The organism is Oceanimonas smirnovii ATCC BAA-899, assembly GCF_000381965.1.
Taxonomy (GTDB): domain Bacteria; phylum Pseudomonadota; class Gammaproteobacteria; order Enterobacterales; family Aeromonadaceae; genus Oceanimonas; species Oceanimonas smirnovii.
In genome coordinates this window covers 1-13,762 of the sequence record NZ_KB908455.1, presented here as the reverse complement: position 1 = coordinate 13,762, position 13,762 = coordinate 1, and the positions used below count along the sequence as shown (strand labels likewise).

Here is a 13,762-nt window from a genome sequence, read left to right as displayed (position 1 = left end):
TTTGTTAACAATTGGTTTCAACCTGACATTTCAACACCTTGTCATGGGTTACGAGAGCTGGCCGATGCGGCTATAATGGCCCCATCCCCTGACACAGATACTAATTTCATGAATACACCTGATTTTTCGCGCCTGCAGCAATCCCTGGAGCAGGGTTATTCTCTTGAGCCCAGAACGATTCTGCAGGAAGCCTGGCAACGCATTTATGGTGCCAAACTCACCATGATTCTGGCTGCCATCGGGGTTGCCGGCAGCTGGCTGGTGCTGAATCAACTGCTGCTGACAGTGGCAGGCGGTGAAGACAATCAATGGAGCGCCAGCCTGCTGGGTCTGATTATCTCCATGGTAATGGCTCCCATGAGCGGCGGACTGGACATGATTGGCATCTACCGTGCGGCAGAAAAACCCATTCGTCCCAGCCAGATTTTTGATTACTTTCGCTTTATATTGCCACTGGCCGTGGCCAGTCTGCTGATGGGGTTTATCACCAGTCTGTTTTTACCTCTGGGAGCGGCTCTGGGGCTGCCGGTGGCGGTGTCTTTATTACCCACCCTGATCCTTAGCATGGCACTGATGTTTGTCTTTCCGTTGATCCTGGAAAAGCAACTCAGTCCGGTGCAGGCTATTGTGGTGTCGTTGCGCTTGTTTGCCAGACAGTGGCTGGCCCTGGTGGTTATTCATCTGCTGCTGGTTGTGCTGTTTATGGCAGCCATTTTTAGCTTTGGGATCGGCCTTATCTGGGTTGCTCCGCTTTATATGACCGTAAAAGGTATTATCTACCGGCAAGTGTGCGGTGTGGGTGGCGATCAGCAGCCCGGCCCCACTCAAGACGATCATTCACCTTCAGCAAATCATTTTGAGGCCTGATGAAATACTCTCTGATTGCAGGGGCGCTGTCTCTGCTGGCGTTATCGGCTCAGGCCGATACCCTCACCCTGGGCTACAGTGGCTTTTACAAACACCTGGATACCGTCGCTGATGCCGGAACCGAACAGGCCACACTGGGGTTTTATCTCAGCCGCCATGATGGCAAGGGGCTGTGCACCATCAACTCGGGCATTGTTGAAATGGAAGGTCAGCAAAAAGCTGTGGTAGAAGTACTGCCTCACGGCGAATTTGTGTTGCCTTATGACAAGCAGCTTGATACCGATAAGGCCGTTGTCAAGCTGGATGTTACCAGCCCGGTACAATGCGATATATCCATTCAGATCCAGTCAGTGCTGCCGGCCGGAATGACTGACGCGGCTCAGCTTCGTTATGTTCGCGACGAGATGACAACCTTGCTGAAAGAGATGGCTGGCTGGCCCGGGCGTTATTTTGTGCCCGACGTCAAAGGTATTCAGCTGCAGCCACTGGTAAAAGAGCAAAGCATAGAAGGCTTGTCCAGACTCACCCTGGATAATGCGGCTCTGGCAGGCAGGGGCCAGTGGCAGTTGCCGAATACCCTGGTGACTCCCTGGTTGTAAAAAAAGGCGCGTTAGCGCCTTTTTTTATTTCAGTTCAATAACCTGTAGTCGTTCACCCAGCCCGGGACCGTCATCTTCCTGCTCAAAGCGAGTAGCAAAGTCAGGCTTATCAAAACCGATATCACCGCCATCTATCACACCTGAGTCCCGGTTGATGCTTTTAAAGTCGAACTGCTGATGGTCCATCAGATGTGAGGGCACCAGGTTCTGTACCGAGCGGAACATGCTTTCAATACGGCCCGGAAAACGCTTGTCCCAGTCCTGCAGCATGCTCTTGATGGCCTGACGTTGCAGGTTTTCCTGAGAGCCGCACAGATTGCAGGGAATAATGGGGAACTCACGGGCTTCGGCAAAACGGATCAAATCTTTTTCCTTGGCATAAGCCAGGGGCCGGATCACCACATGTTTGCCGTCATCACTCACCAGCTTGGGCGGCATTGATTTCATGGTGCCGCCATAGAACATGTTCAGCAGCAGAGTTTCAAGAATGTCATCTCTGTGGTGACCAAGGGCGATTTTAGTGGCACCCAGCTCGGTAGCGGTGCGATACAAAATACCCCGGCGCAGCCGCGAGCACAGCGAGCAGGTGGTTTTGCCTGCCGGAATTTTGTCTTTAACAATGGAGTAAGTGTCTTCTTCAACGATTTTGTACTCCACCCCCAGACCATCAAGATAGGCAGGCAGCACATGCTCGGGAAAACCAGGCTGCTTCTGATCCAGGTTAACCGCCACAATTTCAAAGGAAATGGGCGCATGAGCCTGCAGATTACGCAGAATATCCAGCATGGCATAACTGTCTTTGCCGCCGGAAAGGCACACCATGACTCTGTCACCGTCTTCAATCATATTGAAATCGGCAATGGCTTCACCCACATTACGGCGCAGGCGCTTTTGCAGCTTGTTGAAGTTATAGACTTGTTTGGCGGTTTGAACAGACATAATGACCCCGGCGAAAAAACCAGGGGCCATTATAGTGACTGCGGCCTCAAGGGCAAGAAAGGAAACGGCTCAGTCGGTGTCGGGGCGCAGCACCAGTACATCACAGCTGAGCTTGTCGATCACATGCTCGGCAGTATTACCCAGCAGCGCCGCCGACAGGCCAGTGCGGCCCACCGAGCCCAGGATCACCAGACTGGCATCTATGCTGTCGGCACAGTCGGGGATCACTTCTTCCGCCAGCCCTTCCAGCAGATGCAGGCTGTCTGACTCCAGATTAAAACGCACCGCATATTCATAAAGGGCACGCTCATGGTGTTTCTTCACTGCGGCGTTATAAGCGTGAGGATCAAAGTCGGGCAGCTCCAGCGCCATATTGACCGGCGTAATGGGATAGGCGTTGACCAGATGTAACGTCGCAGACAGCAAGCGTGCCACTTCTGCACTTTCAGCAATGATTTTTTCGTTCAGGGCTTCCTGAGCCTGATCGTCACTGCAGCAGTTTACCGCTGCCAGCACGGTGCCGCCCATGGGCCAGTCCTGCTCTTTTACCAGCAGCACGGGGCAGGGGCACTTGCGCAACAGATGCCAGTCGGTAGGCGTAAAGATAAACGACTGGATCATGGCATGTTTGTGTGTGCTCTTTACGACCAAGTCATGCTGATGATCCAGCACCTGCTGATTAATGGCTTCAAAAGGACGACTGTGCCAGACCACTTTCAGCTCAAACTTGATTTGGCTGTCGGCATAAGGCTCAAGAAAAGTTTTCAGCCACTCTTCACGACCCTGTAATACGCCTTCGCGCATTTCATCACGCTCTTCACTGGAGAGCATGGAGGTCATTTCATAAGAAAAATCATAAATGGCCAGAAACAGCGTAATAGTGGCACTTTCCTGTAAAGAAGCCACAGACACAGCACGATGCAGCGCCGGCTGAGCGTCGGCTACCGGATCGACAACCACCAGAATATGACGATATTTGATCATAACACCTCCTTGTGGTGTCTGTTATTCTGCTTCAGAAACACCGGCCAGACGTGCCAGCTCGGTTTGATCCAGAATGCGAATATATTTACCGTCTACGGCAATTAAATCATTTTTCTGAAAGCGACCAAGCAGGCGGCTGACAGTTTCTACCGTCAGGCCGAGATAATTACCAATATCACCCCGGGTCATGCTTAAGCGGAATTCTTTGGCGGAAAATCCCCGCTGGGCAAAACGGCTGGACAGACCATGTAAAAAGGCAGCCAGACGCTCTTCTGCGGTTTTTTTGGAAAGCAGCAGGATCATTTGCTGATCGCCGTTGATTTCATTGCTCATCAGCCGCATGATTTGTTGACGCAGGCGGGGCATTTTACCAGACAGCTCATCCAGCACTTCATAGGGGATCTCACACACCATGGCTGTTTCCAGTGCTTGCGCAAAGGAGGGGTGAGCACCATTGTGAATCGCATCAAAGCCCACCAGATCACCGGCCAGATGAAACGCCGTGATCTGCTCATCACCTTGCTCGGTAATGGTGTAAGACTTAACGGTACCGGCCCGAATGGCATAAAGCGCTTTCAGTGGCTCACCGGCCTTGAACAGCTCCTGGCCTTTTTGAATGGGCTTTTTGCGTTCAATGATATTATCCAGCTCGTCGAGCTCATCGGAATTAAGACCCAGCGGAATACATAGCTGACTGATGCTGCAGTCCTGGCAATGAATGGCCCGCCCCGAGGCTTGTTTACCGGCTTTAATAATATTTCCCATGTGCTTTATCGCCTGTTAGGTATTCTGGCTCAATCATAGCACCAATAAAAAACGCTTAATAGTTTAGCCAAGCAGCATTACCGCTTCATACAAACTGAAGATTCCATACAAAATCAACAGGATGCCTGAAAATTGCCGAAAGCGCGGATGATTCAGCCAATGTCGCAATGAGCCTGCAAGCCCGCCCAGCGCCAGCAAAGCAGGCAACGTGCCCAGACCAAACAGCGCCATGACCAGCGCACCCTGGGTGGCACCGCCGGAAACGGCACTCCAGGTTAGGGCAGAATATACCAGACCACAGGGCAACCAGCCCCAGATCATGCCAAAGGGCAGTGCGGCCAGCGGGCTGCGAAAGGGAACAAAACGGCCAGCCAGCGGCTTTATATGACGCCATAAGCCGCCACCCAGTCGCTCCAGCCACAATAAACCGCTCCACCAGCGGGCCAGATATACGCCCAGTAAAATCATCATAATGCCGGCAAGCAGCCGCAGCCATAACAGTCCCTGCTTGCCCATGCTGATATCGGCCAGCCCCGCAAACACACCGCCCACCAGAGCACCGGCCACGGCATAACTGACAATACGTCCGGTGTTATAACTGAGCAGATACAGCCACTGCCAGCGACGCTGGGTTTGAGGAATCGCCATGGAAAACGCCGCAGCCACGCCGCCGCACATGGCAATACAATGGCCGGCACCCAGCAGACCAATCAGGATGGCAGCGTAAGCATCAAGCTGACCGGTCATCATCGCGCTTGCTCTGAGCCCGGCGGTGGGCTTCGCTGTCATCATCAAACAAAATATTATTACCGTGGCGATCCAGATCCTCGAACTGATTACTTCTTACTGACCAGAGAAAGACAGCAATCACCACCACCAGCAGGATCAGGGCGATGGGCAAAATCAAATACCAGATAGTGTCACCGTTCATAAGCGGGATAACCTCAGGGAGTTGGTCATAACAATGAGTGAGCTGGCTGACATGCCAATCATGGCAAACCAGGGCGAGACATGCCCCATGGCAGCCAGCGGCAGCACCACCAGGTTATAGCCCAGTGCCCAGGAAAAGTTCTGTTTAATAATACGCCGGGCAGCAGCGGCAATGCGTCTTGCCATTATCAGCCGCTGCAGATTATCGCCGAGCAAAATAGCATCGGCGCTGTTTTTGGCGATATCAGTGCCACCGGCCATGGCAAAAGAGGCATGAGCGCCCGCCAGTACAGGCGCATCGTTAATACCGTCGCCCACCATCAGACAAATCTCGCCAGCGGCGGCACGCTCTTGCAGATAGCGTAACTTGTCATCGGGGCTGGCATTTTTACGCAGTTCACAGACACCCAGCTCGCTGGCAAGCTTGTCTGCCTGGCCGGAGCCGTCTCCGGTTAGAATGGTGGTTTTCAGACCCTGCTGATGACAGGCTGCAACCAGCGCAGCCGCGTCTTCACGCAGCGGATCGGCCAGCTCAAAACGGGCCTGCACGCCATCGGCATTGGCCAGATACACACACAGGCTGGCATCCTGTGCCTTGGGTTGCAGCCAGGCAGCGCTGCCCAGCCGCCATTCTTGACCATTGATAACACCGCTTACGCCCTGACCCACATGGTTTTGCCGCCCGGCTACCTGAATGCCGGTATTGGCATGGGGTGCAAACGCTCTGGCAATAGGATGCTCAGAGCCGGCTTCCAGCGCCGCCGCCAGTGCCAGCGCCTGCTCTTTGGTCAGGTCTTCAGCATGGTTCACGCCCGCCAGGGCCACTTTACCCTGAGTCAGGGTGCCGGTTTTATCAAACACCATACGATTTGCTTTGGGCAGGGTATCCAGGACATGAGCCCGGCGCACCAGCACTCCTCCCTGTGTGAGTCGTGACGTGGCCACGGTCAGTGCCGTGGGTGTAGCCAGAGAGAGAGCACAGGGGCAGGTGGCCACCAGCACCGACAGCATCACCCAGAAAGCACGGTCGGCATCCAGCTGCAACCACACCAGCCAGGTGCCCAGCGTGGCCAGCAGCAATGCGGCTACAAAATAGCGGGACAGCTGATCAGCCAGCACGGCGACCCGGGGTTTTTCCAGCAGGGCGTCATCCTGAGCGCGCAGAATTTCTGACACCCGCGCATCGGCCAGACTGCGGCTGACCCGAATGCGCAGCGGTGATTCCACATTGGTGGTGCCGGCAAATACCGGCTCACCCGGGCTGCGTGATACCGGCAGATGTTCGCCGGTGAGCATGGCTTCATCCACACTGGTACGGCCTTCAATAATGTCGCCGTCGGCAGGGATCACCGAGCCCGGCGATACCCGTACTATCTGCCCGGGTTGCAGGGTGCGTGCAGCCACTTCCTGCTCATCGGCACCCACTTCAACCCGGGCCAGCATGGGAATATGGTGAGTGAGGTTAGCCGTGGTTTCCGATGCCTTGCGTTTGGCCCGCATTTCCAGAAAGCGGCCGGTGAGCAGCAAAAACGCAAACATGGACACACACTCGTAATACACTTCACCGCTGGCAGTAACGGTGGCATACATGGAGGCGAAAAAAGCAAACAACATGGCCAGAGACACCGGCAAGTCCATGTTAAGCGCGCCATGTCTGAGACCGCGCCAGGCATTACGATAGAAGGGCAGGGCAGAGTAACTCATCACCGGAATCGACAGCCACAGGCTGACCCAGCGAAACAGCTGTACCAGGCCGGGATCAATATCCGGGAACAGATCTTCATAGAGGGCAAAGCCCACCATCATCACCTGCATGCTGGCAATGCCGGCCACCCCCAGGCGCAGCAGATAAGATTTCACTTCACGGTTATAATCCTGCTCCTGCTGGTGAGGCAGAAAAGGGCGCGCCTGATAGCCAATTTGAGCAAAAGCGGCGAGCAGAGTACTGAGCCGGGTTTGACGGTCGTCCCAGCGCAGCCGGGCCCGCTCTGTGGTGGTATTCACCTGAATGAGAATAACACCGGGCACCTGCGCAAGATGGCGTTCAATCAACCAGGCGCAGGCGGCACAGGTCAGCCCGCCAATAGATAATTGAACTTCACGCACATGATCCCGCTCCAGCACAAAATCCTGCTGAATTTCATCCAGATCGTAATGCTGTAACCGGCGCAGCTCATCGGGCACGGCGTCAGCTTTGGGGGCAGTGCTGGTTCTGTGCTGATAATAACTGCCCAGGCCACAGTCGATAATGGTTTCAGCTACGGCCTGGCAACCAGGACAACAAAAGTGGCGGGATTCCCCTTCCAGGGTGGCAGTAAACGCCACCCCGGCGGGCACGGGCTCACCGCAATGAAAACAGCCGCTCATGGCTCAGCTCCCGGCGCGGATCTGAAGCCAGTCCGATGAGGGCAGATAAACGGTATTCTGCAGCCGCCAGCGCTTGTCAAACGCTTCCAGCTGCAAGTGCCACTTGCCTTTGAGCAGCTCATGATCCGGACGCAGACGATAAATACCATTGGCATCACTGCTCAGCAGTGCCTGCACGTCCTGGGCTTCCAGGGTCGGGTGACTGAGGCGCAGATAAATCGCTTCACCTGCTTCATGCTCACCCTGCATTCGAATGGCGATTTCACCGTTTTCAAGTTTCAGTTCGGCAATCAGACCAAGACGCTCGGCTTCTTTCAGCTCGCTTAAGTCCTGATTGATGGCACGGCCTTTTTTGTAATAGTCATCCACCACCATGGAGTCGGCATGGGAGTTCGCCAGATAAAAGGTATAAAGGCTGGCCACCACCACACAAGCGGGCAGAACAATCAAAAACCAGGGCCAGAATTGCTGATACCAGGGACGTTGCATAATGGAGAATTCCTACTACAAAAAGGGTCGGTTGCCAATATAACAAAAAAGCCCCGCGAACGGGGCTTTCTGTGTTATGCCCTGAGCGTTACTGCTCGTTACTCAGGCTGTAAACATAAGAGGCCAGCAGGTGAACCTTGTCTTCGCCCAGAATGTCATTCCAGGCAGGCATGACACCGGCGCGACCGTTACGGATGGAGTCTTCCACCGCAGCGCGGGAGCCGCCATAGAGCCAGATGTTATCGGTCAGGTTAGGCGCACCCAGCGCCTGGTTACCTTTGCCGTCAACACCATGACAACCGGCACAGATACCAAAGCGGGCCTGGCCTTTCTGGGCTTCCACCGGATCAACCTTACGACCTGACAGGCTCAGCACATAGCTGGCAACTTCCTGCACACCTTCTTCACCCAGCATGGGGCCCCAGGCTGCCATGCCGGCAGATTTGCGGCCTGCCACTATGGTGTGTTTGATGGCTTCAGGTGAACCACCCCACAGCCAGTCACCGTCGGTCAGGTTGGGAAAGCCGCGGGCACCACGGGCGTCGGAGCCATGACACTGGGCACAGTTCTGCAGATACAGACGCTGACCCACTTTGGTAGCTTCCTTGTCCTGGGCGATATCAGCAATGGCGCGGTAGGTCTCGCCGTCGGCCTCGTATACCAGCTCACGGAACTTGGCACCGAAGACTTCATCAGCTTTAACCATTTCACGCTCATACTGCACCAGACGGCCTTCTTCACGGGCAGCCGCAGACGCTGCACGGGATTCTTCCAGAGAACGTACGTCCTGGTTGGAACTTTCCCAGCCCAGAATGCCCTTGAAGTTGCCCAGACCGGGGTAGAGCACCAGATAAATCAGAGAAAAGACAATCATGAACACGAACATGTAGCTCCACCACTTGGGCAGCGGGTTGTTCAGCTCAGAAATGCCGTCAAAGGTGTGCCCGGTGGGCGCGCCTTCTTCCATTCCCATTTTGTCTTTGGTGCACCAGATTAGCAGCGTCAGGCAACCGAAGATGGTACCCAGGCTGATCACGGTTACAAAAATGCTTAAAAAAGTATTCATTCTTTATTAGCTCCTGCGCGATCCTTCTCAGCACCCTGGCGATGTTGTTGCTCTTCCTTCTCATCAAAGATGGAGTTGGCGGCATCATCAAATTTGCCCTTTCTGCGTTTGCCAAAGGCCCACCAGACAATGCCTGCAAACAACACCAACAGAGCCAGGGTCTGAAAGCTTATCAGGGTTGGCTTCAGGGCTTCCAAGGTACTGAAATCCATATCGACTCCGGTTATTTAAGGGCGTGACCCAAGGATTGCAGATAAGCGATAACGGCTTCCATTTCGGTTTTGCCTTTCACCGCTTGCTCAGCGCCTTCAATGTCGGCATCGGTGTAAGGAACACCAAAGCTGTCCCGGAACACGCGCAGTTTGTTGGCGGTATTCTTGCCATCCAGCTCGTTGGTTTCCAGCCAGGGGAAACCGGGCATGTTGGACTCGGGCACCACATCACGCGGATTGATCAGGTGCACACGATGCCACTCGTCGGAGTAGCGGCCACCCACACGGGCCAGATCCGGACCGGTACGCTTGGAACCCCACAGGAAAGGGTGCTCCCACACGCTTTCACCGGCGACAGAGTAGTGACCGTAACGCTCGGTTTCGGCACGGAACGGACGGATCATCTGGCTGTGACACACATGACAACCTTCACGGATGTAGATGTCACGGCCTTCCATTTCCAGCGCAGTGTAAGGGCGCAGACCCTCTACCGGCTCATTGGTCTGTTGCTGGAAGAACAGCGGCACAATCTCTACCAGGCCACCAAAACTGATGGCAACCACGGTCAGGACCATAAGCCAGAACGTATTCTTCTCGACCAGTTCATGACGGTTTTTCATTCACAAGTCTCCTTAAATCAGGCCGGTTGGGGGATTGCTTGCAGGGAGCCTTTCGGCGCCTTGATGGTGCGATAAACGTTATACGCCATCAGCAGCATACCGGTGACAAAGAAGACACCGCCCAGGAAACGTACGAAGTAGAACGGATAAGAGGCCTGCAGACTTTCAACAAAGCTGTAGGTCAGGGTGCCGTCTTCGTTCACAGCACGCCACATCAGACCCTGCATGACACCACTGATCCACATGGCCACGATGTACAGCACGGTGCCGATGGTTGCCAGCCAGAAGTGCGTGTTGATCAGGGCCACACTGAACATGCGCTGCTGACCGAACAGGTTGGGGATCAGATGATAAACAGAGCCGATAGAAACCATGGCAACCCAGCCCAGGGCACCGGAGTGAACGTGACCTACGGTCCAGTCGGTGTAGTGGGAGAGGGCGTTAACGGTTTTAATCGCCATCATGGGGCCTTCAAAGGTGGACATGCCGTAGAACGACAGGGACACAATGAGGAAACGCAGAATGGGATCGTAGCGCAGTTTGTGCCAGGCACCGGACAGCGTCATGATGCCGTTGATCATGCCGCCCCATGACGGAACAAACAGGATCAGGGACATTACCATACCCAGAGACTGAGCCCAGTCGGGCAGGGCAGTGTAGTGCAGGTGGTGCGGACCGGCCCAGATATACAGGGTGATCAGTGCCCAGAAGTGCACAATGGACAGACGGTAGGAATAAACCGGACGACCAGCCTGTTTGGGAACGAAGTAGTACATCATGCCCAGGAAGCCGGCAGTCAGCAGGAAGCCAACGGCGTTATGACCATACCACCACTGGATCATGGCATCGGCAGCACCGGAATACATGGAGTAGGACTTCATGCCGCTGACCGGAATGGCCATGCTGTTCACAATGTGCAGCACGGCAACGGTCAGGATAAAACCGCCGTAAAACCAGTTGGCTACATAGATGTGAGAGGTGGTGCGACGGGACACAGTACCGAAGAAGACGGCAGCATAGGCTACCCAGACCACGGTAATGGCGATGTCGATCGGCCATTCCAGCTCTGCGTATTCTTTACTGGTGGTGTAACCCAGCGGCAAAGAGATAACGGCAGCAACAAGAATGGCCTGCCAGCCCCAGAATACAAACGATGCCAGGCCACCACCAAAGAGGCGGGTCTGACAGGTGCGTTGTACCACATAGAAGGAGGTGGCCATCAGGGCGTTAACGCCAAACGCAAAAATCACTGCGTTGGTGTGTAACGGGCGAAGCCGACTGTAGGTCAGCCAGGGTGTCTCAAAGTTAAGAGCAGGCCAGATCAGCTGTGCTGCAATCAGCACACCCAACGACATACCCACGATACCCCAGAATACGGTGGCGACCGTAAACTGACGAACTACGGCGTAGTTGTAGTTTGGTTGATTATTAGTTTGACTCATCGTTATAGTTCCGCTTCCACTGCTGTTATTCAGATTTAGTGCTCACGCCAGGGTGCTCACATCGGAAGGATAAAGTTACCGGTTTCTACCTAAGGCTTCAGCATGCGCTCTGCTTTATTAACTCTTTGTTAACAAAGAAAAGCGCCCCCCTAAAACCCGGCCATGATGATAATGGAGTGGGTGCGAAAATAACAGTATAAACAGTAATATGATTGCCCCTTTAACCGCTCCATAAGGCATAACGAAGGGCGTTGATCGAGATCAAGCCGAGCCACGAATTCACCTTGCAACAGGGATAAAAATAGTATGAGAGAGCGTCTTACCGGCCCCAAGCTGGTGCAAATTCTGATAGTGCTGCTGGTTTTACTGGCTGCTTTCTTTCTGCGCACCTGCGGTACGAATGAAACAGCAGGGGAGTCAGTACAAAAAACATTTGATTATTGTGACATTGGTCACATGACTTGTGTGCAGGAACAGCAAGAACTGGTAGCTACTGCACAACTTTCTGCAGACAAATTGCAGGCAGAAAGCCCGTTTTTACTTAATGTAGTGCTGTCTGATCCTGATGCCACCATTACCCGCAGCGTACTGGAAGGCGACAGCATGTACATGGGCACGCTGCCGGCCCTGATTGAACAAACCGATGCCGGTGTCTGGCAGGGCAGTGCGCTGGTGGGCAGCTGTACCGAAGCCAGCATGATCTGGGCCTGGGTGCTGAATGTTGAACACGAGGGCAACACGCTGACATACCGGTTTTTATTTGAAGTGACGCGCTAAAGCAGAGCGCTTATTGCCGATAACGCAGTTTATCGGCATTATGCCGCACACCTGATGTTAACCCTGCCTGGCTGTTATGGACACTCCACCGGTTTTTCCCTTATTCGATGCTCCCCGCTTTCTGGAAGAGGGGAATGCCGAGGTTAACCAGCATATTGCCTGGCTGACCCTGAACCGGGTACCCGATGCCGCCTTTATCTATGAACACGCCATGGAATGGCTGCTGGAAAGTCGCCACAGCGAAAACAACTACAAGACCTACCGCAGCGAGCTGACTACCTTTTTGCACTGGTGCCTTGAAGTAGAGCAAATATCGCCGACAGAAGTGACCCGGCGCACCATGAACCGCTATGTGGATTATTGTCAGTCGCCGCCCGGGCACCTGATTGCTTACCGTAATGTGGCCCAGTTTGTTACCGATAAGGCCCTGAACGAGCGCCGTCCCAATCCGCTGTGGCGGCCATTCCTGGGCAAAAAAACCGATGGTGCCGAGCAGCCGTACCGGCTCAGCGACAAGGCGCTGAAGACCAAGATGGCGGTGCTGTCTTCTTTTTATGGTTATCTCATTAATGAAGAAATCACCGAGCGTAATCCGGCCACCATCTGGATGCGGCACAGCCGCTTTGGTGCGCCGGCGGCGGTACCTGCAGCTTTGTTTGAGGAAGATGAAGTACGGGTATTCAGTGATTTACAGTGGTCATATGTAATGAACACGGCTCACACACTGGCTGAAAGCAATCCGGAACGCCATGAACGCACGTTATTTTTAGTATCGCTGATGTATGGCTGTTACCTGCGCATCTCGGAAGTCGCGGCCCGGCCTGGGTTTTCGCCGGTCATGAGCCAGTTTCGCCGCGACAGCAAAACCGGTATCTGGAGCTTTTATATCCCTGTCAGCAAGGGCGGTAAAAAACGCACCGTGGCCGTCTCCCGCGAGTTGCTGGACGCCCTGAAGCGCTATCGTGAATATCTGGGATTACCGGCACTGCCGGCACCCAACGATACCACGCCGTTGTTTGTGCGCCACCGTGCCGCCGGGCGAGGCCGGGATCAGGGCCTGCTTAATGCCAACCTGGGCATTCGTCAGTTGCGCGAGCTGCTCAACGAACTGCTGGCTGCTGCCGCCGATGCGGCCATGACAGACGGATTTGATCAGGACGCGGCCGAGATGCGCACGCTCACGGTGCACGGTATTCGCCACACCGGCATTACTCACGACATCAACTACAACGGCCGGCCGTTATCTCATGTGCAGGCTGACGCCGGTCACGACAGCATCGACACCACATCGCAATATCTGCACACCAGCAAAACCGAGCGCCACGAAAGTGCCGCCAACAAACGCCTGGATCGGCTAAGAGACTAGGGCAGTTTGAGTGTCTGCTCCAGACGCGGTATGGCGTCATAGATATCACATTTAACATAATATACATTATGCGAAGTAAGAGACAGATTGACTTAACAGCCCGAAACCCAGCACTGCTGCGGCTTGTACGGTGCTTCTGTGTTCTCTAATTAATCGCTCCCAAGCTGCTTTTGTGGTCTCTGACTTGGCTCTTGCCTTGGCTAGTTCAAGTAATACTTCGCTGGTGTCCAGTCCGACAACTTGAGCTATATAAGCTGCTGTTTCATCAGTGAATTCTTTGTGTCCTTGGTTTATTGATGCAAGGTGCGCTGTAGTAAATCCAAGGTCTGATGCCATTTG

16 protein-coding genes are annotated in these 13,762 nt (G+C 54.2%); 4 read left to right on the top strand and 12 right to left on the bottom strand.

Features of this window, described 5'->3' with window-relative positions; genetic code table 11:
* Nucleotides 1-108: 108 nt before the first annotated feature.
* Nucleotides 109-867 carry a hypothetical protein gene (locus G364_RS0102860; RefSeq protein WP_019933644.1) on the top strand — a complete coding sequence of 253 codons (759 nt, stop codon included), beginning with the start codon at nt 109-111 and terminating at the stop codon, nt 865-867.
* Nucleotides 867-1,466 (top strand): DUF2987 domain-containing protein, encoded by a 600-nt coding sequence (locus G364_RS0102855; protein WP_019933643.1) that lies wholly within the window; start codon nt 867-869, stop codon nt 1,464-1,466. The genes G364_RS0102860 and G364_RS0102855 overlap by 1 nt, the downstream gene beginning before the upstream one ends.
* Nucleotides 1,467-1,490: 24 nt before the next feature.
* Here G364_RS0102855 and ttcA read toward each other — a convergent pair whose 3' ends face one another.
* From ttcA to ccoN, 11 genes are all read right to left on the bottom strand, one after another.
* Nucleotides 1,491-2,405, bottom strand: a complete 915-nt coding sequence (ttcA, locus tag G364_RS0102850; protein ID WP_026344644.1) for a tRNA 2-thiocytidine(32) synthetase TtcA — start codon at nt 2,403-2,405, stop codon at nt 1,491-1,493.
* Nucleotides 2,406-2,474: 69 nt separating this feature from the next.
* Complete coding sequence (uspE, locus tag G364_RS0102845; protein ID WP_019933641.1) at nt 2,475-3,389, bottom strand: universal stress protein UspE; 915 nt, start codon at nt 3,387-3,389, stop codon at nt 2,475-2,477.
* A 21-nt stretch (nt 3,390-3,410) separates the two neighbouring features.
* Nucleotides 3,411-4,154, bottom strand: a complete 744-nt coding sequence (locus G364_RS0102840; RefSeq protein ID WP_019933640.1) for an FNR family transcription factor — start codon at nt 4,152-4,154, stop codon at nt 3,411-3,413.
* A gap of 63 nt (nt 4,155-4,217) precedes the next feature.
* Nucleotides 4,218-4,901 carry a sulfite exporter TauE/SafE family protein gene (locus G364_RS0102835; RefSeq protein WP_019933639.1) on the bottom strand — a complete coding sequence of 228 codons (684 nt, stop codon included), beginning with the start codon at nt 4,899-4,901 and terminating at the stop codon, nt 4,218-4,220.
* Complete coding sequence (gene ccoS, locus G364_RS0102830; RefSeq protein WP_019933638.1) at nt 4,885-5,085, bottom strand: cbb3-type cytochrome oxidase assembly protein CcoS; 201 nt, start codon at nt 5,083-5,085, stop codon at nt 4,885-4,887. Before ccoS ends, G364_RS0102835 begins: the two co-directional genes overlap by 17 nt.
* On the bottom strand, nt 5,082-7,451 hold the full coding sequence (locus G364_RS0102825) for a heavy metal translocating P-type ATPase (protein WP_019933637.1): 2,370 nt from the start codon (nt 7,449-7,451) through the stop codon (nt 5,082-5,084). Before G364_RS0102825 ends, ccoS begins: the two co-directional genes overlap by 4 nt.
* Nucleotides 7,452-7,454: 3 nt before the next feature.
* Nucleotides 7,455-7,940: a FixH family protein gene (locus G364_RS0102820; RefSeq protein ID WP_019933636.1), complete on the bottom strand. Its 486-nt coding sequence runs from the start codon at nt 7,938-7,940 to the stop codon at nt 7,455-7,457.
* Nucleotides 7,941-8,028: 88 nt separating this feature from the next.
* The gene (ccoP, locus tag G364_RS0102815; protein WP_019933635.1) at nt 8,029-9,006 is read right to left on the bottom strand and encodes a cytochrome-c oxidase, cbb3-type subunit III; all 978 of its coding nucleotides are present in this window, start codon (nt 9,004-9,006) and stop codon (nt 8,029-8,031) included.
* A complete protein-coding gene (locus G364_RS16245) occupies nt 9,003-9,218 on the bottom strand; it encodes a cbb3-type cytochrome oxidase subunit 3 (RefSeq protein WP_019933634.1) in 216 nt (71 codons plus the stop codon). Before G364_RS16245 ends, ccoP begins: the two co-directional genes overlap by 4 nt.
* 11 nt (nt 9,219-9,229) lie before the next feature.
* Nucleotides 9,230-9,838: a cytochrome-c oxidase, cbb3-type subunit II gene (gene ccoO / locus G364_RS0102805; RefSeq protein ID WP_019933633.1), complete on the bottom strand. Its 609-nt coding sequence runs from the start codon at nt 9,836-9,838 to the stop codon at nt 9,230-9,232.
* Nucleotides 9,839-9,855: 17 nt separating this feature from the next.
* On the bottom strand, nt 9,856-11,280 hold the full coding sequence (gene ccoN / locus G364_RS0102800; protein ID WP_019933632.1) for a cytochrome-c oxidase, cbb3-type subunit I: 1,425 nt from the start codon (nt 11,278-11,280) through the stop codon (nt 9,856-9,858).
* Nucleotides 11,281-11,586: 306 nt separating this feature from the next.
* Between ccoN and G364_RS0102795 the strand changes: the two genes are divergently transcribed.
* Both G364_RS0102795 and G364_RS0102790 read left to right on the top strand, forming a co-directional pair.
* Complete coding sequence (locus G364_RS0102795; protein ID WP_019933631.1) at nt 11,587-12,057, top strand: hypothetical protein; 471 nt, start codon at nt 11,587-11,589, stop codon at nt 12,055-12,057.
* Between the two features lie 76 nt (nt 12,058-12,133).
* Nucleotides 12,134-13,423, top strand: a complete 1,290-nt coding sequence (locus G364_RS0102790; RefSeq protein WP_019933630.1) for a tyrosine-type recombinase/integrase — start codon at nt 12,134-12,136, stop codon at nt 13,421-13,423.
* Between the two features lie 66 nt (nt 13,424-13,489).
* On the opposite strand, the gene G364_RS17275 is transcribed toward G364_RS0102790, so the two are convergent.
* The coding region (locus tag G364_RS17275) for a hypothetical protein (protein ID WP_019933629.1) at nt 13,490-13,762 on the bottom strand (273 nt) is incomplete at its 5' end.